Below are 22,678 nucleotides of genomic sequence, written 5' to 3'. Positions count from 1 at the left end.
ATGTTTGGCATTTATTCCACGTTATCGCCTATTTATGGGAAATAACCACACTACATAGACTCTGCCTTGCCTAAATACCAAACAGACTGCTGCAAATTTAACCTCGAAAGATAAACAGCCCCTAGCAGATTTAAATTTTCAGTAAAGGTAGTGTTTGCTGAACTACTTCCTCAATAAAATTAATTCAACATAGCAAGTACATAGGGTCTTCGCTTTGTGAAGAACAACGCTCATATCTATCGTTTTTACCTTCTATAGCACTGAAAATAAACACATCAAAAGACACCTTATATTGGACAATATCGAATTTAAAGCTTACGTTTAGTAGTATAAAAAGTTGATAATATTAAACAAAGGCATATCTTTAATGCATGTGAGCCCTCTAATAGAAAAAGAATTAAATGATAGTGTGCGGATCCTTTATTTAAATGCCTACTCTGGATTGTTTATATCTTTTATTGCTAGTACGGGCATAGTTTTTGGTTTTAGTGATAAGTCTTTTACTTCAGTTACCGATAAGCTTATTTGGTGGTTTATCATGGTTGTTGTTTTAGGGATCCGTTTCATAGATGTTTACTATTTTAAACGAAGCAGTAAAGCAGCGAGTTATGTTGATTTATATAGATTCTCTTTAAGTGTAACCCTCACTGCGTTGATTTGGTGCTGTTATGGATTGTATTTCCATTCATCTTTCAGCGTCCTAGAGCTTACAAGTATAATCCTCATTTTTTCTGCACTAGGTGGTGGCTCTGCAAATATTCTTTCAGCGCATCGACCAACATGTTTTATTTACGCATTTTTGTTATTGATACCATATTCAGTGCTACTGACCCTATCTGAAGAACATTATCAAAATGTATTAGGAGTATTAGGTATAGGCTTTGGGTTTGTTACGCTTATTGCTTTACACAAGGCTGCAAACTTTACGCAAAATGCCATCCATTTAAAAAATCAAAATATTGAACTATTAGAACTGATGGAGCAGCGTGTCGAATTACGAACACAAGAAATTTATCATCTATCAAATAGCGATTCCCTTACTCAATTATTGAATAGAAACGCTTTTTTAAAAGAGTCAAAAAAAGGCTATCGCGATACCCTAATGAATCATTTGCGTTGTTATTTATTGACTTAGATGGCTTTAAACATATTAACGATACTATGGGGCATGAGGTTGGCGATCAGATTTTAACAAAAACTGCCCAGAGAATTTCAGCAGTGTGTAGCCAAAATGAGTATAAATGTCGGTGGGGAGGTGACGAGTTTTTGTTACTTACTGATTATAACTGTAAGGATAAAACTAATGATTTTGCAAATAAAATCATTAGTGCCATTACACAAGTACACTCGAATAGCCATTACAAAGCGGGAATAGGTGCAACGATAGGTATTGCATTTTATCCTGAACATGGCAGTGATTTGGACGAATTAATACTAAACGCAGATATGGCGATGTATCATCAAAAGCGTATTAATAGAGGAAAAATTAGTTATTTTGATGATAATTTGCGTATGCAACTTGAGCGTATAAGACGCTTAAATGACAGGCTTTCTTTTGCGGTACAAGACGGAAGTTTATCGCTTGTTTTTCAACCTATTATAGATTCGAATACAAATTTCCCCAGTTCAGTTGAAGCACTTTTACGTTGGCAAATGGATGGTGAACCGGTTCTACCGGATGAGTTTATTCCTATTGCAGAGCAATATGGGATGATTAGTGAAATTGGACTCTGGGTTTTAAAAAACGCGTGTATTCAAGGGCTCGAGTTTCAAAGAATCATTCCCGATTTATCAATTAGTGTTAATGTCTCTGTTATGCAGCTTCAAGGGCAAAAATTTGTTGTTGAAGTTGCTGATATTTTAAGAAAACTTAGCTTTCCAGCTGATAAGTTACATATAGAAATCACTGAGTCAGTATTTGCTAAGGATAAAAGTACATTTTTATCAACGGTTAAATCTTTGCAAGAGTTAGGGGCTAGGATATCGATAGATGACTTTGGTACTGGCTATTCATCCTTATCAAGTATGTTAGATATTGGTGTGGATATCGTAAAAATAGATAAAACGTTTATTCAAGATGTCGATAAAAAAGGTCTGAGTATAGTAAATGCAGTGGTACAAATGGCCAGTTCACTTAGCTTTGATGTGGTTGCTGAAGGTGTTGAGACAATTGATCAGAGCGAAAAGTTATACAGTTTAGGCGTTTCGCATTTACAAGGTTATTATTTTTCTAAACCGTTAGATGCGAGTTCTTTATGCGCTTATCTTGAGAGTATAAAAAAGGCTTCATAAGAAGCCTTTTAATTATTGATGTGTTTTACTTACAAATCAAAAGTACGTGATATGGCAAGTACGATACGCTCATCTGCGTAATCGTAGTCAAGGCTCGTATTTTCAGCCGCCACTTCAATACCAAACCCTTCATAACTAGTTTGATATGCTAAACGGTAATGGTTGTATGATTTTTTCTCGTTAACGTCCCACGCCCATTTTTGGCCATCAAGTGAGTTTGATATATCAAAACTTGCACGTAGTGCATGATTTGGAGCCAGCTCATAGGTGTGTGCAACCATTGAGATTACATGACCTCCACCTTGACCAAAGTAATCCCAGCTATACCAAAAGTTAAGCTCAGTTTGGCCGTATTCACTCGCATAGCCAAACTTAGTGTAAGCTTCAGCGTAGTTACCATCGCTGTTATTACCTTGATAAGTGTAATAAGCAATACCGTAGTCAACGCTAAACTGCTCATCAAGCTGCACATACTTGCCTACATAAGCATCAAGTTCAAAATCAGTGTCATCACCAAAATCTACATTTGATGCCCAAACACCGGCGTATACACCGCTATCAAAAGCATAATCTAAGCTGCCTTGAATTGCAGGGTCGTTATCTGTCTGTGTTACACCATTAAATGTGTAGTCAGACGCTGCCGTGATTGTTGTTGACCAATCAGCAGCTGCCGTTGTTGATAAAAGTGCAAATGGTAGTGCTACTACAAGTTGTTTTAGTTTGTTATTCATTGTTTATCCCTAGTGTACTGTGTCTATTTTTGTGTAATCAATCTTGTTTGCTTTTGGTGAGCTGTCTATATTTTTGACTGTTTTAAATTTACTGTATCCAATAAAAGCAGCACACAGAAAGAATAGTCCAATAACTAATGCGCCTACCCACTGAATTTGTAAAAACTCTAGTTTAAATAATAGTGTTAATAGAGACAGAGCGACAACATTCCCAAGTATATATTTCATTTTACCAAAACGTTTAACAGTAAGGTTTAGGTTATCTGTATATAAACGCACTAACGAGTCGAGTGAGTTGATTACAAATACAATACCTACAAATACCATAGCAAAGTTTTTAATACCTTGAGTTGGGATCCCTGCTTCATGGTAGTGATAAAGTACGCTAAACCATATCGCAATAGGAATAGAAGGGAATATCAACATCGCACCTAATACTTGGTATGTTTTAAGTCCACCAACAAAGCGTGATGTAAATTGACCAATCATTATGCTCCACGCAAACCACCAAAATAAGTAAAACTCATGGTAATCATTCAACGGTAAAACAAATTCGTTAATGTTGGCAAAGTAAGTGCCAATTGAGCCCAAGTTATTAGTAAACGCAGACATTTCACTATCACCAATAACAAACGCGCCAACCCACATGAAACCTATTAACGCTAAGAATAACCACGTAGTCGCAATACTTAAAATACGCACATATTTAATGTCGGTGCTTGAGTACACTGCAAAACAAATCGCAGCAAATACAATTAAATAAAACTCGCTAACTACACTTGTACCGTCACCTAATTCGGGTAAGTACCAAGGTAAATTTGTAAGTAGTAAATAAGCGGTAAATGCACATGTGCCAATAATTACAACATTATTGATAAATTTGACCCAAGGAATTTCGAAAAATTTAACTTTAGGTTCTATTACACAGAAATAAAAGCACGTAAGAAAGTAAAATCCCCAGATCAAGAATCCCCAATAGCCAAATTCAATAGCCAGTGGATTTGCAAACGCGTATTCTGGGCTTGCTTTTATGTCTGCATAACCTGCAAACTCAGTTAAAGGAAACATAATAAGGCCAACATCAAGGCCTGATGTAAATAGTATCGCTATAAACGTAAAGGTTTTTACCGGTGTTACACCTACTACACGTACATTACCCCATTTAAGTAAGATAATAACAACTGCGAGTAAAGTAAAAATGATGCCTGCATTAAGCCAAATAGTCATTGTTACCCTCCAATAATGAATAAAAATAATTCATAAGCACTCCGTATTTTATTGTTTTATTCTCGCATTAACACAACGTAACCTATTTACATCGTGTGCCACTGCAAGGCACGCTCAGGTTTAGCCCGACGAGGCTAAACCTGAGCATGTGGCTAAAGTTAGATCTTTGAACTACGTTGTGTTTCTTGCCAGTTTGTTGTTATGGCAACATTCACATCCGATTTCTGTAATGGGTTTTTACCCAAAATTATGTCAGCTGCTTTTTCGGCAACCATAATAGTAGGCGCATTCAAGTTTCCGTTAGGAACTGTTGGGAATATAGAAGAGTCAACAACACGTAGTCCTTCAATGCCATGTACTTGCGTATTTGAATTAACAACGGCCATATCATCTTCACCCATTTTGCATGAGCAAGAAGGGTGGTAGGCACTTTCTACGGCTTGGCGTACAAAGGCATCTATTTCTTCATCTGTTTGGATATGCTTACCTGGTTGAATTTCTTCATCGCGGTATTCATCAAAGGCACTTTGCTCGATTATGTCGCGTGTTAGGCGAACGCACGCTCTAAAGCCTTCAATATCGTCTTGGTGTTCAAGGTAATTAAATAAAATGGTTGGTGGTTGCTCAGGGTTCGCAGAGGCAATAGTGACACTACCACGACTTTTTGGCTTGTTATGGCCAACATGTACCTGAAAACCATGACCTGCAAATGCACTTCTACCATCGTAGCGCATAGCCGCTGGTAAAAAGTGATACTGAATATCTGGCCATTCAACACCTGGTTTTGAGCGAATAAACGCACACGATTCAAAATGATTCGTTGCACCTAAACCCGAACGCGTTAATAACCAGCGCGCGCCAATCAACCCCTTTGAAACAATGCCTAGCTTGCCGTTAAGCGTGATAGGTTGCTTACACTTGTATTGAAAGTAAAACTCAAGATGATCTTGTAAGTTTTGACCAACACCTGGTAGATGATGCTGTACTTCAACGCCTGCTTTTTCAAGCGCTTGAGTATCACCAATACCAGAGAGTTGTAAAATATGTGGAGAGCCAATTGGCCCTGCACTTAGTACAACGTCTTTTGCAGCATGTGCGGTTTTAACGTCGCCATTGACTTTGTATTCAATGCCTGTGGCTTTTTTGCCATCTAAAATCACGCGTTGTGCGAGTGCACCGGTAATAATCGTTAAATTACTACGCGATTTAACAGGGTCTAAATACTCACGAGACGCAGAGCTTCGCACGCCGTCTTTTACGGTCATGTGCATTGGGCCAAAACCCTCTTGCTGCGACGCATTATAATCATCTGTAGAAGCGTAACCAGCTTGTACACCTGCTTTTATAAACGTACGGTAAAGCGGGTTTTTCATTTCGTTGCCGTTATTAACGCCAAGCGGGCCTTTGCCACCACGGTAAGTATTTTCACCAAGGTAAAAGCTTTCTGCTTTTTGAAAATACGGTAAACACGATTGGTAATCCCAACCGTTTGCACCGTGTTGCTGCCATTCGTCAAAATCTTTTGCGTGGCCACGTACATATACCATGCCATTAATAGATGACGAGCCGCCTAATACTTTGCCTCGAGGACAATGCATTTCACGGTTATCTAAATGAGGCTCAGGCTGCGTATGAAACTGCCATGCGTATTTGTCACTATTCATAGGAATAGATAACGCGGTTGGCATTTTTATAAAAATACTTTTATCGCTACCGCCAGTTTCTAGTAGTAACACGCGGTTACTTGAATCTTCAGATAAACGGTTTGCTAAAACACAACCCGCCGAACCCGCGCCAACAATAATATAGTCGTAATGATTACTCATAGTAGGGCGCCTTAAAATGGGCTTTCTATGTCGGCCATACCAACATAAATAGACTTAGTTTGCGTGTATTGATCAAGAGTTTGTATACCATTTTCACGGCCAATGCCCGATTGCTTATAACCGCCAACTGGCATTTCAGCAGGTGAGTTACCGTATGCATTAATCCAACAAATACCAGCTTGTAACTTATGAATAACGCGGTGCGCACGTTTAATATCGCTAGTAAATACGCCTGCGGCCAAGCCTAGGTGAGTTGCGTTAGCGCGTGCAATAACATCGTCTTCGTCGTCAAAAACAAGCACGCTCATTACAGGGCCAAATATTTCTTCTTTAACGATAGTCATATCGTCGTTGCAATCAATGAACACAGTCGGTGCTACAAAATAGCCATTAGGTGCAGACTCAGGTGAAAGCGTTGTACCACCAGTTAATAGCGTTGCACCTTCTTCAATACCTTTATTAACGTAGCTCATTACTAGTTCTTGGTGCTTTTTAGAGATAAGTGCGCCAAAGTTTGTATTTAAATCTTGCGGGTCGCCAGCAATAATGTTTTTCTCAGTGCGCGCTTTAAGCTCATCAATAAACTGCTGATATACATTTTTATGAACGTAAATACGTGTACAGTTAGTACAAATTTCGCCTTGCGTATAAAAGTTACCTAACATAGCAGCGCTAACCGCTTGCTCTATATTGGCATCATCAAATACTAATAGTGGAGATTTACCACCAAGTTCCATCGTGACATCTTTTAACGTACCGGCAGCACTTGCCACTACTTTTTTACCTGTGCCTACTTCACCCGTAAACGACACTTTATCAATATCGCTATGCTGCGTTAGCCACTGGCCTACATCGCCTGCGCCTTGAACAACATTAAACACACCTGCAGGTACGCCAGCTTCAACAAATACTTCTGCAAGTTTAATTGCGCCAAGTGGTGTTTCTTCAGATGGTTTGAATATAAATGCATTACCAGCAGCAAGGGCAGGGCCCGACTTCCAACATGCAATTTGTAGTGGGTAGTTCCATGCACCTATACCCGCACAGATACCTAATGGCTCTTTACGTGTGTAATAAAAGTCATCACCAACCATTTGTTGTTGGCCTACTTGTGCTGGTGCAAGGCCTGCAAAGTATTCAATTACATCAGCGCCGGTTTCAATATCAACACAATTTGCTTCTTGCATTGGTTTACCGGTATCTAGTACTTCTACGAGTGCTAACTCATCGTTGCGATCGCGTAAAATAGCCACTGCTTTTAATAAAATACGACTACGTTCAATGGGTGTCATTGCTGACCACTGTGCAAAACCTTGCTTTGCACTGGCAATGGCTGCGTTTTGAATAAATTCGTCGGCAATTTCTACTGCGTAAATAACCTCACCCGTTGCTGGGTTTGTTACATCAAATGTTTTGCCGCTCTGATTTGCAAGAAAATGGCCGTTAATAAAATTTTGATAGACAGGTGTAGTCACGCTAGGCTCCATATTGCTTGATAAGTGAAAGTACATAGCTTTTTGCTAACTTTTCACTGTGTTTAAACTGATTATTGTCTGATTTACTCAGTACTGCTCTTAACCATAGGCCATCGATCATCGCGGCGCTAAGTTCTGCAGCTTGATTTGCTTGCTCAATAGGCATTAATTGCTTAAAAGAAAATGCTAAATTACTTTGCAAGCGTTTACTGTTTACGTTTTGTAGTCTGTGTAATTCTTCATCGTGCATCGATTGCGCCCAAAAACTCAACCACGTTCGGGTTGTATCATTACGCTGTTGTACAAGCGCAAAGTTGGCTTCGATAATAAACATTAAACGCTCAGTGGCAGTGGTTTGATGACTTACTTTACTTATTAAGCCTTGCTTTAAGCTTGTTAGTAAGTATCTAACCGTGGCTTCAATTAACCCCTGCTTTCCACCAAAATAATGGCTAATGATACCTGATGATAAACCTGCATTTTTACTAATGCTGTTTATCGTTGTGCCTTGAAGTCCCTTAGTAGCAACTGACTCTATAGTTGCGTCAATTAGCTGCTGACGTCTAACAGGTTCCATTCCGACTTTAGGCATAATTATTATTAATTGAACGTTCAATAAAGATAAGCTTAAGGTAATAGCTCTAATAATTCAAGGTTAAGGTAAACACCGAGATATTAAAATGTAGATAGAACATTAATGATCTAGTGATTAATAGAATAAATGCAATGATTTTAAAGTGGATGTGTATTCAATAAAATCAAATGGTTAAGTTTGTTTTTTGAGTTTTTGAAATGGTGATGATTTCGTTACTATAATAAATTAAGAAAATTATTATAAAATCGTTAGTACCGTAATAGTTAGAGTACTAATAGTGTTATTTTAATGCAAAAGAGTATTAAACCTACAATTAGTTAGTGTTCTAATAAACACATGTGTAAATAGTTGACCTATAAATTAATTAATATTTAAACTAGATTCGGACAACATGATGCTCTGATTTTAAATTTTTATTGCAATTAAGCGTTATTAATAACGCCTTTAAATAGTAGGGGGTAACGTCTTAGTCTATTGCCAATGTAGTCATCAGCTAAAATTTGCTGGCAAATAAAGTCTATATCTTTGCTTGCCTCAAAGACCCAATCAAAACGCTCTATAGCCAGTAAAAAACCACGCTTTAAATGAGTTTGAGAGCGGTACTGTTCTAGGTTTTTTTGAATAATTGAGATTTTGCTTGGATCAGCTTGAAGCTCTTCTACTACTTGGTTAATAAAAGTAGTATTGAGCTTACTGGTAGGGCGGTGTCTTAGTTTTCGTGGGTGCATTATCGCTCGTTTGCAATGTTATATAATTTTTTCAAAAAGTCGTCTTTATGCTTTTCATGTTGGTAGTCAAGGTGGTAAGTATTATGAAAACCAAAGCGCAGTTCTACGCCGCTACCTTGTAAATATACGGTGTAACCGTCTACGTCAGAATAAGCAGTAACCCCTTGATAATGTTTACCTTCATCAGTCATTTCGCCTTTTTGAATTATACGTTCATAAACGGCCAAAATCTGTTTATTGTCGAGTTCGTTTTTCATGCTTTATACCTTTTATTTAGTAACTCATACGATACAGATATGAGGGTCGATCAACTTAAAAACAATAGCTAAAAAAGTGTGATATTGCTTTGTAATTTAGCCTTTTTAAATTATGCTCAAAACTCATTTATTGTTGAGCTTACACCATGATAGACAAGGCGTTACTACTAAAAACTCGTGAGTTATCGGATCAATTAATTGCATTGCAAACGCCTATTAGGATACTCGATGCTATTAATTGGGATAAACAAACTAAAGAGGAGTTTTTTAGACAAAAATGTCAAAAAATCCACTGATCGATCGTGCATACTATCAACAGCGCGATCTTGGTTTTGTACCTAGCGAGTTACGCCAAGCGTTTTCTACTTTGCACCGTAACATTATTAATCAATTGGGGCAGTTAAATCCCATTGCTCAATACATGGGAAAAATGTGCACAGAGTATAAAACAGTATTAAGCATGCTTGAGTATCGTGGCACACCTGAGTTCCATGACTTATCGGTAGAGTTATTTGGTCATCCTAAAGATTTATTTCATGCCGGTGAGCCCTCACTTTCTGAGCTAGCTAATATGCTAGATAAACCGCTGCAAAATTTACTCATAGCCGACATACTACCTGACGACCCTAAAAATATTGCTGCTGTTGATGCGGTGCGTATTTTGTCTGAGCAAGTAAATGCCAGCATGGCAGGTATAAACGTAGAGGTTATGCTTAGCGATGGGATTGTCAGTGATGCAGCCGCCGGTGCAAATAATATAAAACTAAATCAAGATGTAAGTTTTTCCCAGCGTGAGCTTGATATTTTAGAAGTTCACGAAGGGTGGATACACGTAGGCACAACTCAAAATGGTTTGGCTCAGCCTTATTTAACCTGTTTAAGTAAAGGTACGCCAAGCTCGACTATTACCCAAGAAGGTTTAGCGGTACTTACCGAAATTATTACATTAAAATCGACCCCAAGGCGTTTATCTAAATTAGTGAATCGTATTCAAGCCGTTACAAAGGTAATAGATGGCGCTGAGTTTGTAGATATTTACCGTGACTACGTAGCGCAAGGTTTATCAAAAGATGACAGTTACACACTTGCGCAGCGTGTATTTAGAGGTAGTACGCCAACAGGTCTGCCGTTTACAAAAGATATTGCCTACATTAAAGGCTTTGTACTGGTTTATAACTTAATACGCGTAGCAATCCAGCTTGGTCGAATCGATAGGCTACCTTTATTATTGGTAGGTAAAATATCGATAGATGACTTTAGATTAATATCGCAGCTTCATGATTTAGGTGTGATAGAGAGCCCACAATTTGTGCCGCCACACTTTAAAGATTTACGCGGTTTGGCCACTTGGTTGAGCTTCGGTCGTTTTATTGGCGACTTATCGTTTGAAAAGTTAGAAAACGATTATAAGCCGTTATTTTTATAATTATAAATTATTGAAATTAAGTCCTTTAATAGAATTAAGAACTGTTGATGTCTAATAAGCTTTTTGGCGTGACAAAGCTAGTTTATATGTTAACGGCTAAGGCGTGTTGAACTTTGTCGATTGAATTTCGTTAAATCAGGGAGAATCATATCGCGGCGCGAGGTTTTTAACCTCGTGGTTCGGTAACTGCTCCTGCTTTACCCTATTGGTTTACTCCATGTAAGAGCCGAGCACAGCTTCCGCGTCTTACCTGCGTCCTTGTCTCTTGAACACAATTTGTCTGTCTGTTGAATTGGTATTAACAATTCGACAGATTCGACCATTTCAGCTAATTTCAACCATCCCTTTGCAGATGGCTTTATGCTAACTCGAACATTTCTCTTACTTTCATACCAACCACCAAAGAGCAACATGCCCTAGTCGTTTATTTTAAGTTATTACTCTAGGTCATTTTTATAAAAATACAAAAGCCCGGATAAAATATTTATATCCGGGCTTTTTCATTTCATTATTCAGTTATTAATAACTTAGAATGAAAGTCGAGCGCCTAAGTAAAAACGACGAGGCTCAACCCAGTCGGTTGCTTGACCAAATGCAAATGTACCATCACCTTTTTCTAAGCTCTGTTCAACCGTTGTTGCTTGATCATCAAGCAAATTAAATACATCTAAAAAGAACTCTGCTTTATAGCCATCAAAGTCATGAGTATATTTAACACGAATATCTAATGTGCCATAAGATGGTGTTACTTCGCTACCTACGTTTCCATCAGCTACCCAATTAGTTGTATAACCGCCAAAGTCATAGGCAGTATCAACTTGAAGTGGTAGGTACCGTCCTGAAATTGATTGCGTTTTACTATAGCGAGTACCTGAATTCCAGTTATATACACCACCTACCTCAATATTATTATCAAAATAATATGTACCTAACAATTTAAACTGATGCTCAACATTACCTGGCTGTTTGCCATACATATTTGGCGCACGAGGATCTAAAATTTCCCAGTCACCTTGGAAATCAGCGTTGCCATCTGAATTCGAATTACCTTTTGCATCGTTGTTTGTGTATGACGCAAGCATAAACCAATTATCAGTACGAAGTTTTTTAAACGTTACTTCAATACCTGTATACTCGCGTTTACCGCCAGCAAGAGTACCAATAACATAGTTAGAACCTGGGTTTTCATCATAACCAAAATATGAAAGAGGAAGTTCTAGGTCCGTTCCTGCTAAGTAGCCTTCTTCGGAATAGATACTTAAATCGTAATCTTCCATAATATCTTTAGTAGTACGCTTAGTATACGTTACGGATATATTAGTACTTTCGGTCAGATTCGTTGAATAACCAATTAAGTATTCATCCGTATAAGGTGTTTTAGTACTCGGTGAGAAAAAGGCATCTTGCTGTTTTGCACCACCGCGTGTTCTAAAGGTAACCCAGTCATCGTTGACATATACGCGTTCTTCTAAAACAGAACCGGTTAAATTACCCGCAAAAGAAGTCATGTCAGTACGAAGTGGATCGTAATATCTGCCACCAAACGCCCAAACTTTAGAATCACCATCACCAAAAATATCGTATACAATGCTTAAGCGAGGTGCTATTTCCCAATCAAAAGTAAATATAGTCTCGCCTGTTGATGCTATATGATCCCACTTTTCAGCACGCAAACCTGCGTTAACGGTTAGGTTTTCGTATGTTACGCTGTCTTGTAGATAGATCATTTTACCTTTAGTTTCAAGTTTAGACTTTGCTTGCTGAACTTGTTCTATTTGATAAGCATTTATATCACCGGTAGGGTTACCTGCACTGCTACTAAATATGATAGCTTTAACTTCATTTTCATCGACTATACCATCGCCACTTGTATCTGCACCGTGTAAGTTACCACTATCATTTAGAGCTTTTGCAACACGCACGTAATCAGCCGCTGCAAGACCTTTCTCACCAGTCCAAGAGCCTATTGCGTATGTTTCAAATGACACGCCACTATCAGCGGCCGCAATAGAATTATATTGAGTACTACCATTGTAAACACTGTTTGTAATATTTTCGTTTGTTTCAACAGAGTAACCAGCTTCGATAGTATGTTCACCAAAATCAGTATCTAAATAATATTCAAAGTTAATGTATGCGCTTTTCTTATTTCGATCCCTCAGAGTGTCAGCACCTAAACCCCCGATATCGGTTTGAGCTTTAGATGGCGATGCACTTAAAAAGGCAACATCACTGCGTGTTGATTTATCTGATGCTACAGACGAATATTCAGCTTCATGACTCATATAACCGGCGTTTATAATTAAATCTTCCCACGAATGTGAATAATCAAGTTTATAGTTGTCGCCACCAAGTTTTGTACCTGACTGTCTATTAAATGCCGTTGTAGTTGATGTTGAACCTGATTTTTCTCTCGGATCATTAAAGTAAGTAAAGACGAGTCGATCGTTGTCAGTTGCTTGCCATGTAAGCTTACCAAAGCCAAGATCAGACTCATCTGTTACTGAATGGCTGAATGCACCAGTGTCAGGATCGCTGATGTCGCTGTCACTATTTTTGAGTTGATAAGACGCGAAAAACCAAAGTTTATCTTTGATAATTGGCCCACCTAGGGTAATTGCAGTGTCATAATTTGAGAAATTATTATTTTCTTTTGACTCATTTTCGTAATCGGCGACTAAGCTGTCATTTTGAAAGTAATAATTTATAGAGCCATGGAACTCATTACTACCAGATTTTGTAACAACACGCGATACAAGACCAGCTCCACCGGCATACTTTGCTGCTACACCACCAGTAATGACTTGCTGCTCTTGAATTATCTCTGAGTTGATATTACCACCGGCTGTACCATCAACATTATCTGTTACATTAACACCGTCAATATAATAAACGTTGTCTGTTGAACTTCCAACAGTACCACCAATATCAGAATAGTTGACACCTGACTTCGACGATGGATTGCCATCGGTAGTAGGTTTTACACCAGGTACTAGTTGAAGATAGCTTTGAAAGCTTCGACCAGTAGGAAGCGATTCCGTCATATCAAGAGTAACATCAAGACCAGTAGACGATGATGTAGTATCAATTGCAGTTACAGAACGGCCTGATACAACAATTTTCTCTATTGAATCAGTACTGGAAACGACTGAGTAATTTAAATTTAAGTTTTTGTCTGTAATTACTCGAACATTTTTTGCTTCGAATGGTTGAATTGAATTTCCTGTAATATCGACCACATATTTACTTGATGGATCTAAGCCCCTAAGTAAAACATAACCTGCAGAGTCAGATACTCCTTTTTTACTAACTAAACTTTCTGGTGACTGCACTGAAATGGTTGCGCCAGCTACTGGATTGCCTTGTTTATCTGTAACTCTTATTTTCAGTCCACCAGTATCAGCAGCAAACGCAGTGCTAGAAATACTGATAGAGGCAGCAATAGCGATAGATAATAATTTCTTGTTAAATTTTTTCATTAATTTTCCCTAATTCATTGTTATTTGACTTACTTTTGATTAATAAATCACCATAAACATTAACACTATTTTTTAGAATGTAAATAGCTTTAACTTTCATTTATTTGTTTTAAATTAGTTGTTAAGTACTGATTTATGACGGAAGGGGCGATTCTAACTCTCTAAATAATAAAAATAGTCTATTTAATAGAATGAAAATTATCTGTGATTTATCTAAAAAATGCAGTTACACAAGTATTCTGTGTTAAGCCGTCAAAACATTGCTTTTCGCTTGCTCATTTGAAGCGATGATTTCTGCACGTTTAAAACGTTGTAGTGGGTTGTCGTAGCTAATTTTATAAGCGCCTATTATACAGCTGATAATTAAACCACTGTTGTTCTATTTAGGTAACTGAATAGGCTGATAATTTCATTTATATTGTCGCAAGTAGGGACGGAAATACAGAATCAAAATACTGGTTTTATTGTTTAGTACTGTCGGGTGGGGAGTTCGCTTCATCAAACATTAAACCGCAAAATGAACCGTAAATACTACCGTATAAGTAGTACCGTGTTTTGCCTTTACAAACAGACTGCCCCATTATTAATGATAATACTTGTCACACAGCTTATAACAATGAAACGATAAGGTTCTGCAGTAATTTTCACTGTTTCAGATGTTTAGGTAGTTGTTGAGTTTATTAGTGCAAAAAACACGTCAAGCGGAAGTGCATCTACACTGTATGGCACAGGGAAATACCACCTGAATTAAGCGTATTAATAGCATTAACTTATTTAGTTGAGCTTACCGATTAATAAAATTAATCGGTAATCTTAATATTCATTTGTGTTGAGCTATATTAAACGTAGTTTTATATATTGCCATCATCCGCTCTGCTACCTCTGGCGAAGTCGAATTATGGTGAGTCTGCTTTAAAAAATCATAGGCTGCAGGTGTTTTCATGTAATTATCAATTAAGGCGATTGCTTTTTTTCCTTCTGAAGTTTTACTACAAGCAAAGTACCCATTTATAAACTCGGGGTATTCACTAATGTCTCGACTTTCTAGCTGAGAAAATTGCGTATCTGTTAAGTTCATTTTCATAGTGTTTTCATAATCGATGATCATATCAACACGTTTATGAATTAATAATTGGCTAAGTTGAGCAAAGCTGTTTACGCCTGTTATTTTTGCTACTTGGGTTCTATAATCCGAAAATATCACATCTAATTGTTGATAACTTGTTGAACTAACTATGGCAAAGGTGTGTTTGTTATTAAGTAATTTTGAAATAGAAACTTTTGTAGGTAAATCTTTTAAAGTGTTTTTGAAACCGAATAATCTGCGTTGCTGATGCATATAAGTTGGAATTTGAGAAAAGACAAGCTGTTTGTTTCGAGCTTTTGTTTTTATTAAATTAAAGCTACAAACTGCCTCGTTAGTCGATAAACGTTTAATTAATCGAGCATGATTTGTTCTCGTTAAAACGGTATTAAAATACGTGTTCAAAATTGGCTGAAAAAAATTATAGTATTGTTCGCCGGATCTTGAATCGGCATCTTCATCTGAAAAATACGAATAAGATAAAATAGTGAGGGAAGGGTTCGCATAAATTAAAGAAGGTGTAACTAATAAACTGATAAGAATACATATTTTAAAAAACTTCATATTTATGCCTTTTTCTTTAAAAATACCAAGTATCTCCAGTGTTGTCTTTATAAAAAGCCCTTTCGGGCTTTTTTGTACTAAATTTTGAATTTTATTATCGAGCGTTGGTGCTTTCAAATATTTTGTCAGCAGAGGCTGCAACAAAACCAGTATAAAGCTCACCGTCTGCTTTAGGGTAACGAATAGCAAACTCATAAAAACAGCTAGGGATGCTCATATCACCGTCACTAAAGGTAACTGAGTATTCATCAGCAAGTGTTGACGATTGCTCTAGTAACACCTCTGGAGAGCCTTTAACCTCGCCGCCTGATGTATTAAGCGAAAAACCTGCGTCTTTTAGGGCTTGGTTAACATCATGAATGTTATCAAACTTAGCAAGCGTATTAATATTTACGGTAAAGTGATTGGCACGGTAACCCCACGCCGACATCCACGCTGCATATTCGCTTTCAGCTAGCAGTTGTTTGTAAGTATCGGTGCTTACTTGCCAATGCGTGCCTGAATATAAAAAGTTGTCTGCTGTAACTGCACTTTCGTCAATTTGACTTACCATATCGGTTACGATGGCTTGTAACTCTGGCGAGCATTTTTCTACTAATAGTTCAGAGATAAATACTTTTGGCTGATTAGGATCGCTATGCTCATAGTGTTTTGCGTAAAGTTTTTTAGTTTCAAAGTGGTACTCACCACATTCTTTGTAACCAATTGCTAAAAAGTGAGCGGCGAGCTTTTCAAGACCCACTTTTTCAATATTAAATGTACGCAGCGCAATATGATCGTTAATGATGTCATCTTTTTGCGTTGAACCTAAAAGGTCATGAATTTTATCTGCCGATGGAGTTACGTTTAAATAGTTTTCCCAAAGGTTCTCAAATAATGTATTTACATCAGTATGCATGTTAAGTCCTTAAATCTAAAATTTGGTTTTATTGCTTATTCAATTACCAAGCCTGGTGCTAGAGTTTGCGGTAAGCTCACTTTATCTGACTCAACAGATGCTACAGGGTATGCGCAATAATCGGCGGCGTAATAGGCACTTGCTCTGTGATTTCCACTGGCGCCAATACCGCCAAATGGAGCTGCACTAGAGGCACCTGTAATAGGGCGGTTCCAGTTAACAATACCGGCACGAATGCGCTTTAAAAAGTGAGTGTAGTCATCTTCACTGTCGCTAAGTAAACCTGCAGATAAACCAAAGCTTGTGTTGTTGGCTTCAATAATTGCGCTGTCAAAGTCGGTGTAACGATACACTTTAATTAGCGGCCCAAAATGCTCTTCATCTGGCATGTCGGTAATGCTTGTTACATCAATAATGCCCGGGCTTACAAAACCTGTGCCTGGATTTAATTGCTTAAGTTCAACAAGGATTTGCGCGCCTTTTGAGACTAATTCACTTTGCGCGGCAACCATACCCAGTGCTGCTTTTTCGCTTATCATTGCACCCATAAAAGGCTGCTCTGTAGCAAAACTGTCGTCTACAACTATGTTTTTAGTTGCGCTTATTAGCTTTTCTAAAATAGCATCACCGTTGGCTGATTTTTCAATAAATAAGCGACGTGCACACGTACAACGTTGACCTGAGGTAATAAAGCCTGATTGAATAATATCGTGTACAGCGGCGCTTATATCGCTCACATCTTTTACAATAAGAGGATTATTGCCGCCCATTTCAAGTGCTAAAATTTTGCCAGGGTGTCCTGCAAACTGTTTATGTAATAAGTGGCCTGTGTTTGAGCTACCGGTAAAAAACAAGCCATCTATATCTTTATGAGAAGCAAGCGCTTTACCTGTTTCAATTTCACCTTGCACAAGGTTAATAACACCCGCTGGCAAACCTGCTTTTAACCAAAGTGAGAGGGTAAATTCTGCAACGTGCGGAGTCAATTCTGATGGCTTAAATACAACGGTATTACCGGCTAAAATTGCAGGAACAATATGCCCGTTTGGTAAATGTCCAGGAAAGTTATACGGGCCAAAAATAGCCACAACACCATGCGGTTTGTGTCTAATAAACGCTTTAGCACCGGGCATTGGGTTTTCGGTTGTACCTGTACGCTCATGGTAGGCTTTTACAGATATAGCTACTTTTCCTGTCATTGCGCCTACTTCGGTACGGGTTTCCCATAATGGCTTACCCGTTTCGCGTGCAATAATGCTAGCAAATTCTTCGCTGTGTTCTTTTAATTGTGCTGCGAAGTTTTCTAAAATGGCGATACGCTCTTCAAGTGGTTTGTCTGCCCATTGTAATTGCGCGGCTCTAGCTGCTTTTATAGCAGAATCTACTTGCTGGGCGTTTGCGCCATTACCTTGCCATACCACATCGCCATTACTTGGATTGATTGACTCAAATGCTGGACCAAGTCCCACATGCCATTGGTTATTAATTAGGTGTGTATTCATAAATTATTTACAGGCGGAAAAATCGCGCTGCATCTCCTTGGCTTAAATTAAGCGCATTAGCCACATCTTGGCTAATGACGAGGGTATGTTTTGCATGATTGTAATGTGCGTCTTTGGTAAATGTTGCTCTAAAGCCACTTACGCCTTGATTGCATACAGCCAGCGTATCAGAGCTATTTTGTGATATGTGATCAAGCTCGCCAATCGTAACAGGGCAAACTTGAGAATCGCGAATGCTGCGAATATTTCCAAGCTTTGCTTCAACTGTTGGGCCTGCGTCAAATAAGTCAACGTAGCCTCTGTGCTCAAACCCTTCTTTTTCTAATAGTTTTAGCGCAGGTTTTGTTTTTTCATGCACATGCCCAATCACTGCTTGGGCTTTTTTACTAAGCAAGTTCACATAAATAGGGTATTTAGGCATTAACTCGCTAATAAATACCTTATCGCCTAAGCCAACTAAGTGATCCGCTTGTGGAAATTCGATACTAAAAAGTGCTCTTGCAGCCATTGCCAAAAAGGAGAATGACCGTCTTCGTCGCTAACACCGCGCATTTCTGCGATAACGGTATCGGCAAAACGCTCGCTATGCTGAGCCATAAACAAAAAGCGTGAACGTGATAAAAATCGACCCGTTAAACCTTTGCGGCTATTTTCTCGCAAAAATAATGTGCATATTTCTGAGCAACCTGTGTAGTCGTTACACATGCTTAAAATATCAACGGTGTTATATACATTTAAAGTAGGCGAGTGGTGTACTGTTTTACCCAAATGATAATGATATAAAGGCACCGATAAACCTACTGCGGCTTCTATAGCGGTTGTGCCAATAACGTCACCTGTTTCACTGTCTTCTAAAACAAATAAATAGCTTTCATCAAGTGGCTGGTTAATGTTTTTGGCAAAGCTTTTTTCAGCACGTTCAATTTTTTCTTTAAGCTGTGCATCGTCCACAGGTAAAGAGGTAAACCCATGACCGGATTCAATCGCTATTTGTTTAAGCGCGTCAAAATCATTGGCAGTAATAGGACGTAATACTTGCATTTATTGCTTGCTCCAATAGCACGCTTGTAGGCGTGCTAATTTAAACTCTATTAACCGTTTACTACATCGCTAACTGCTTTTTCAAAGCGCGCTAAGCCTTCTTTAATATCTTCAAACGGAATAACTAAAGACGGTGTAAAGCGAATTACATTCATGCCAGCTACAAGGTTCATTAAACCATTATTAGCACTGGCTACTAAAAAGTCGCGTGCACGTCCTTGAAATTTGTCATTTAGTACTGCGCCAATTAATAAGCCTTTACCACGTACTTCGCTAAATACGTTGTATTTTTCGTTAATTGCGTTTAATCCGTCACGGAATAATTGCTCGCGCTCTTTAACTCCGTTTAGTACGTTTGGTGTATTTACTGTATCAAATGCGGCTTCAGCTACAGCACAAGCTAGCGGATTACCGCCATAAGTAGAACCGTGAGTACCAATTTTTAAATGCTCAGCAATCGGTGTACGTGTGATCATAGCGCCAATTGGAAAACCACCACCCAATGCTTTTGCCGTTGTTAAAATGTCAGGAACAACCCCTAAACCTTCATAAGCGTATAAATCGCCTGTGCGACCAACACCCGTTTGTACTTCATCAAAAATAAGTAACGCGTTATGTTTAGTACAAAGTTCGCGTACTTTTTTAGCAAATTTATCTGTTGGTGAAATAATACCGCCTTCACCTTGTAATGGCTCCATCATAACAGCACATGTTTTATCGCTGATCAGCGCTTCAAATGCCGCTATATCGTTAAAATCACAATGTACTATGTCAGCTGGTTTTGGACCAAAGCCATCTGAATAAGCCGCTTGCCCGCCCACAGTTACTGTAAAGAATGTACGACCATGGAAACCTTTATTAAATGCAATAATTTGCGTTTTTTCAGCGCCATATACGTCCAATGCATAACGACGAGCTAATTTAAGCGCGGCTTCGTTTGCTTCTGCGCCTGAGTTTGCAAAGTAAACTTTATCAGCAAATGTTGCTTCAACCATTTTTTGAGCTAAACGAAGTGCTGGCTCATTGGTCATAACATTTGATAAATGCCAAATTTTTTCGCCTTGCTCTTTTAATGCTTTAACTAATGCAGGATGACAGTGACCCAAACAGTTAACGGCAATACCACCGGCAAAATCAATGAACTCATTATTATTTTGATCCCAAACGCGTGAACCTTCACCACGAACTGGGATAATTGCTGATGGGTTATAGTTTGGTACCATTACGTCGTTAAATAAGTCTCTAGTTACTTGCATTTTTGTACACCTAAATTAAATGGGCTTAGATAAAAGATTAGTTGCTAAATTAAAGAAGAATATAGCCGTTATTCTTGAGCAAACACGTTATTATTTTTTATTGGACACTATTATCGAAGGTTCGCAGTTAAAATTGCAGTGCTATTTTGTGAAAAATGATTAGAATAAAAGGCAAAATAACGAAATAAATAACCATTATGATAACTCCACAAGACGAAAAGCTATTATCGATACTAAAAACAAATGCACGCGCGAGTATTTCTGACCTTGCCAGACTATTGAACCTGTCGCGCTCTACAGTGCAAAGTAGAATGTTAAAGTTAGAAGAAAGCGGGGTAATTAAAGGGTATAGCGTAGACTACGGAGATGACTATTTAAACAAAATGGTATCGGCGCATGTATCAATAAAAGTAAAGCAAAAGCTCACCACTAAAACCAACTTAGAACTAAAACAAATTGACGCTATTTCACAGCTTTATGCAATAAGTGGCGAGTTTGATTTAATTGCGGTAGTTCAAGCACAAAATTTGGAGCAACTTAGTCATTTGCTAGACGATATTGGCAACCTTGATGGGGTAGAGCGTACAACATCGTCTGTTATTTTAGAAACCAAATTTAAGCGATGAGCCTGAGTATGTATCATGTCAATGCATCAGATTACTTTGTTGATGCATTGGTTATTTTTGGCGTCACTTTTACTCTTTTCACCACTGTTTTATTTGCTTCATCAAGCTTAATAAAGTAAGCATTACCGCCAATACCTTTAAACTCTTCATCGGTAAATACAATGGTGTTGTCGTCAAAGAACGTAACAGCCTCTTTTTGAGTAACAATCCCTAGGTCTATTTTTGATACATCACCAGAGAAAAATTTATCACCTTCAAAGTTTTCAAATAACCAAATACTGGTTGAATCAAGTAATACCAATTTTTTACGGTCAGGACTTAAGGCTGCTGATGTTATCCAACATAGTTTTTCTAATGTAGTACATGTTTTGAAAGAATCGATTAACTCAGCTTTAAAGTTAGCGGCGTGATCGCCCACTTTATATACCTTAGTAATACCATCAAACGGTTCAGTGCGGTTTTTAGTAAATAAATATAAATGACGGCCAAGCGCGACAAATGCTTCTAAATCAAAATTTCGATTATTGGGTTTTATTGGACTTCCATCCATTTCTGGGTAGGTAAATTTTATAATTTCTGCTTGAGTTATATCTGTTTTTATATCTATTGGGTTTTCTATTTTATAAATAGTGAGCCATCTGCGATCGTTTTTGTTATTGCCAAAATCACCTAGGAAAAAATGCCCAAACTTGTTTTGAGTCATATCTTCCCAGTCTATGTTTTTGGCATTTTCAACTAAGATTTCTTTGGCGATAGAGCCATCTTTGTTGAGCCTATATAGTTTGGGTTCATTGCCTCCATCGTTAATAGCCCATAGGCGTTTTTGCTTATCAAATTCTATACCTGATATTTCTTTTAATTTAGGATCAACTGAGATTTCTTTTTTGCTATAAAGGGTATAGATTGAAGAACCAATAAGTGTGGCTATTATTAAAAAGGTGATTGCTATAGTTATTAGAATGCTTTTTTCAACATGAAAATTATGATATTTCAAAGTATTAATATGCGGTTTATTATCGTTTATAAAAGCGCATAACAAAAGAATTTTATAAGTTTAAGTAATACTTTTGAATTATTTCATGTTTGGTACTAATAAAAGTTGAGACAATAAATAAAGTGTGGCACGTCTAGTTGGTTTAAATATTGCTCTATAATATTGAGCTTTACAAAAGTGAATGTTTAGATACTAACTGCACTTTTTAGGTGCAAAAAAAGAATTGCTGCACTGTAATAATGCGTAAATAAAGTTTTGGTTAACTTACAACGTGTTTAATGATTTTGAATGGAATCCACATCGCCTTTTTGTTTAGTTGTATGGCCTGTGGCAAAGATTAATTACCCTTTATGGTTTAGTTGGAGCCTGCTATGTTGAATAAACGTTTTTTTAAAACAAAAGATGAAGCTGAAGTTACTTTTGAGTTCACTCACCCTGAGGCAGAGCAAGTCTGTTTGCTAGGTGAATTTAATGATTGGCAGCCAGTGCCAATGAAGCTCAATAAAAAACAGGGCGTTTTTAAGTGTAAGCAACGCCTTCCTATTGATCAGCAGTTCCATTTTCGTTATCTAATCAATGGAGATATTTGGGATAACGACCACCAAGCCGACGGTTACATTGGTAATACATTTGGCACAGAAAATAGCATAGTGAATACGCAACGTATAAATTAAGGC

Annotated in this window: 17 protein-coding genes and 2 pseudogenes; 5 read left to right on the top strand and 14 right to left on the bottom strand. The window is 37.9% G+C overall.

What is annotated here, in order from left to right:
- Positions 1-367: 367 nt before the first annotated feature.
- Positions 368-1,135, top strand: coding sequence for a hypothetical protein (locus P4S71_RS00495; RefSeq protein ID WP_337149829.1), 768 nt, complete (start codon positions 368-370; stop codon positions 1,133-1,135).
- Complete coding sequence (locus P4S71_RS00490; RefSeq protein WP_337149828.1) at positions 1,117-2,292, top strand: putative bifunctional diguanylate cyclase/phosphodiesterase; 1,176 nt, start codon at positions 1,117-1,119, stop codon at positions 2,290-2,292. Before P4S71_RS00495 ends, P4S71_RS00490 begins: the two co-directional genes overlap by 19 nt.
- A 29-nt stretch (positions 2,293-2,321) precedes the next feature.
- Here P4S71_RS00490 and P4S71_RS00485 read toward each other — a convergent pair whose 3' ends face one another.
- The 7 genes from P4S71_RS00485 to P4S71_RS00455 all read right to left on the bottom strand — a co-directional run bounded on the left by P4S71_RS00485 (position 2,322) and on the right by P4S71_RS00455 (position 9,131).
- Positions 2,322-3,023 carry a TorF family putative porin gene (locus P4S71_RS00485; RefSeq protein WP_007376370.1) on the bottom strand — a complete coding sequence of 234 codons (702 nt, stop codon included), beginning with the start codon at positions 3,021-3,023 and terminating at the stop codon, positions 2,322-2,324.
- A 9-nt stretch (positions 3,024-3,032) separates the two neighbouring features.
- Positions 3,033-4,250 (bottom strand): BCCT family transporter, encoded by a 1,218-nt coding sequence (locus P4S71_RS00480; RefSeq protein WP_033038804.1) that lies wholly within the window; start codon positions 4,248-4,250, stop codon positions 3,033-3,035.
- 158 nt (positions 4,251-4,408) lie between these two features.
- Positions 4,409-6,076 carry a choline dehydrogenase gene (gene betA, locus P4S71_RS00475; RefSeq protein ID WP_096794553.1) on the bottom strand — a complete coding sequence of 556 codons (1,668 nt, stop codon included), beginning with the start codon at positions 6,074-6,076 and terminating at the stop codon, positions 4,409-4,411.
- An 11-nt stretch (positions 6,077-6,087) separates the two neighbouring features.
- The gene (betB, locus tag P4S71_RS00470; protein ID WP_149615223.1) at positions 6,088-7,551 is read right to left on the bottom strand and encodes a betaine-aldehyde dehydrogenase; all 1,464 of its coding nucleotides are present in this window, start codon (positions 7,549-7,551) and stop codon (positions 6,088-6,090) included.
- 1 nt (position 7,552) lies between these two features.
- On the bottom strand, positions 7,553-8,128 hold the full coding sequence (gene betI / locus P4S71_RS00465) for a transcriptional regulator BetI (RefSeq protein ID WP_007376366.1): 576 nt from the start codon (positions 8,126-8,128) through the stop codon (positions 7,553-7,555).
- Between the two features lie 440 nt (positions 8,129-8,568).
- Entirely contained in the window at positions 8,569-8,874 is a 306-nt protein-coding gene (locus P4S71_RS00460; protein WP_149605466.1) for a hypothetical protein, read from the bottom strand.
- Positions 8,874-9,131, bottom strand: a complete 258-nt coding sequence (locus P4S71_RS00455) for a DUF3081 domain-containing protein (RefSeq protein ID WP_007376364.1) — start codon at positions 9,129-9,131, stop codon at positions 8,874-8,876. Before P4S71_RS00455 ends, P4S71_RS00460 begins: the two co-directional genes overlap by 1 nt.
- Positions 9,132-9,277: 146 nt before the next feature.
- On the opposite strand from P4S71_RS00455, the pseudogene P4S71_RS00450 reads away from it, so the two are divergent.
- Positions 9,278-10,557 (top strand): annotated as a pseudogene (locus P4S71_RS00450) (flavohemoglobin expression-modulating QEGLA motif protein).
- Positions 10,558-11,084: 527 nt separating this feature from the next.
- On the opposite strand, the gene P4S71_RS00445 reads toward P4S71_RS00450, so the two are convergent.
- The 6 genes and pseudogenes from P4S71_RS00445 to P4S71_RS00420 form a co-directional block, all read right to left on the bottom strand.
- Positions 11,085-14,036, bottom strand: a complete 2,952-nt coding sequence (locus tag P4S71_RS00445) for a TonB-dependent receptor (protein ID WP_008137163.1) — start codon at positions 14,034-14,036, stop codon at positions 11,085-11,087.
- 820 nt (positions 14,037-14,856) lie between these two features.
- Entirely contained in the window at positions 14,857-15,801 is a 945-nt protein-coding gene (locus tag P4S71_RS00440) for a hypothetical protein (RefSeq protein ID WP_337149827.1), read from the bottom strand.
- Positions 15,779-16,582 (bottom strand): DUF1338 domain-containing protein, encoded by an 804-nt coding sequence (locus tag P4S71_RS00435; protein WP_337149826.1) that lies wholly within the window; start codon positions 16,580-16,582, stop codon positions 15,779-15,781. Before P4S71_RS00435 ends, P4S71_RS00440 begins: the two co-directional genes overlap by 23 nt.
- 35 nt (positions 16,583-16,617) lie before the next feature.
- Complete coding sequence (gene astD, locus P4S71_RS00430; RefSeq protein WP_337149825.1) at positions 16,618-18,084, bottom strand: succinylglutamate-semialdehyde dehydrogenase; 1,467 nt, start codon at positions 18,082-18,084, stop codon at positions 16,618-16,620.
- A 7-nt stretch (positions 18,085-18,091) separates the two neighbouring features.
- Positions 18,092-19,125 (bottom strand): annotated as a pseudogene (gene astA, locus P4S71_RS00425) (arginine N-succinyltransferase).
- Positions 19,126-19,175: 50 nt separating this feature from the next.
- Entirely contained in the window at positions 19,176-20,381 is a 1,206-nt protein-coding gene (locus P4S71_RS00420) for an aspartate aminotransferase family protein (protein WP_337149824.1), read from the bottom strand.
- A 197-nt stretch (positions 20,382-20,578) separates the two neighbouring features.
- Here P4S71_RS00420 and P4S71_RS00415 point away from each other — a divergent pair, with 197 nt between their 5' ends.
- Complete coding sequence (locus P4S71_RS00415; protein WP_007376357.1) at positions 20,579-21,007, top strand: Lrp/AsnC family transcriptional regulator; 429 nt, start codon at positions 20,579-20,581, stop codon at positions 21,005-21,007.
- 31 nt (positions 21,008-21,038) lie between these two features.
- On the opposite strand, the gene P4S71_RS00410 is transcribed toward P4S71_RS00415, so the two are convergent.
- On the bottom strand, positions 21,039-22,001 hold the full coding sequence (locus P4S71_RS00410; protein WP_337149823.1) for a hypothetical protein: 963 nt from the start codon (positions 21,999-22,001) through the stop codon (positions 21,039-21,041).
- Positions 22,002-22,372: 371 nt separating this feature from the next.
- On the opposite strand from P4S71_RS00410, the gene P4S71_RS00405 reads away from it, so the two are divergent.
- Positions 22,373-22,675 carry an isoamylase early set domain-containing protein gene (locus P4S71_RS00405; RefSeq protein WP_007376355.1) on the top strand — a complete coding sequence of 101 codons (303 nt, stop codon included), beginning with the start codon at positions 22,373-22,375 and terminating at the stop codon, positions 22,673-22,675.
- Positions 22,676-22,678: the final 3 nt, after the last annotated feature.

Source organism: Pseudoalteromonas sp. B62 (genome assembly GCF_037162565.1).
GTDB lineage: Bacteria > Pseudomonadota > Gammaproteobacteria > Enterobacterales > Alteromonadaceae > Pseudoalteromonas > Pseudoalteromonas fuliginea.
Note: the sequence above shows the minus strand (reverse complement) of the source record. Positions and strands in the feature narration are given on the sequence as shown.

Coding starts and splice junctions, on each gene's coding strand:
- P4S71_RS00455 (WP_007376364.1), bottom strand. CDS start 9,131: ATGAAAAACGAACTCGACAATAAACAGATTTTGGCCGTTTATGAACGT.
- betI (WP_007376366.1), bottom strand. CDS start 8,128: ATGGAACCTGTTAGACGTCAGCAGCTAATTGACGCAACTATAGAGTCA.
- P4S71_RS00420 (WP_337149824.1), bottom strand. CDS start 20,381: ATGCAAGTAACTAGAGACTTATTTAACGACGTAATGGTACCAAACTAT.
- P4S71_RS00480 (WP_033038804.1), bottom strand. CDS start 4,250: ATGACTATTTGGCTTAATGCAGGCATCATTTTTACTTTACTCGCAGTT.
- P4S71_RS00445 (WP_008137163.1), bottom strand. CDS start 14,036: ATGAAAAAATTTAACAAGAAATTATTATCTATCGCTATTGCTGCCTCT.
- P4S71_RS00460 (WP_149605466.1), bottom strand. CDS start 8,874: ATGCACCCACGAAAACTAAGACACCGCCCTACCAGTAAGCTCAATACT.
- P4S71_RS00405 (WP_007376355.1), top strand. CDS start 22,373: ATGTTGAATAAACGTTTTTTTAAAACAAAAGATGAAGCTGAAGTTACT.
- betA (WP_096794553.1), bottom strand. CDS start 6,076: ATGAGTAATCATTACGACTATATTATTGTTGGCGCGGGTTCGGCGGGT.
- P4S71_RS00415 (WP_007376357.1), top strand. CDS start 20,579: ATGATAACTCCACAAGACGAAAAGCTATTATCGATACTAAAAACAAAT.
- P4S71_RS00495 (WP_337149829.1), top strand. CDS start 368: ATGCATGTGAGCCCTCTAATAGAAAAAGAATTAAATGATAGTGTGCGG.
- P4S71_RS00435 (WP_337149826.1), bottom strand. CDS start 16,582: ATGCATACTGATGTAAATACATTATTTGAGAACCTTTGGGAAAACTAT.
- P4S71_RS00485 (WP_007376370.1), bottom strand. CDS start 3,023: ATGAATAACAAACTAAAACAACTTGTAGTAGCACTACCATTTGCACTT.
- astD (WP_337149825.1), bottom strand. CDS start 18,084: ATGAATACACACCTAATTAATAACCAATGGCATGTGGGACTTGGTCCA.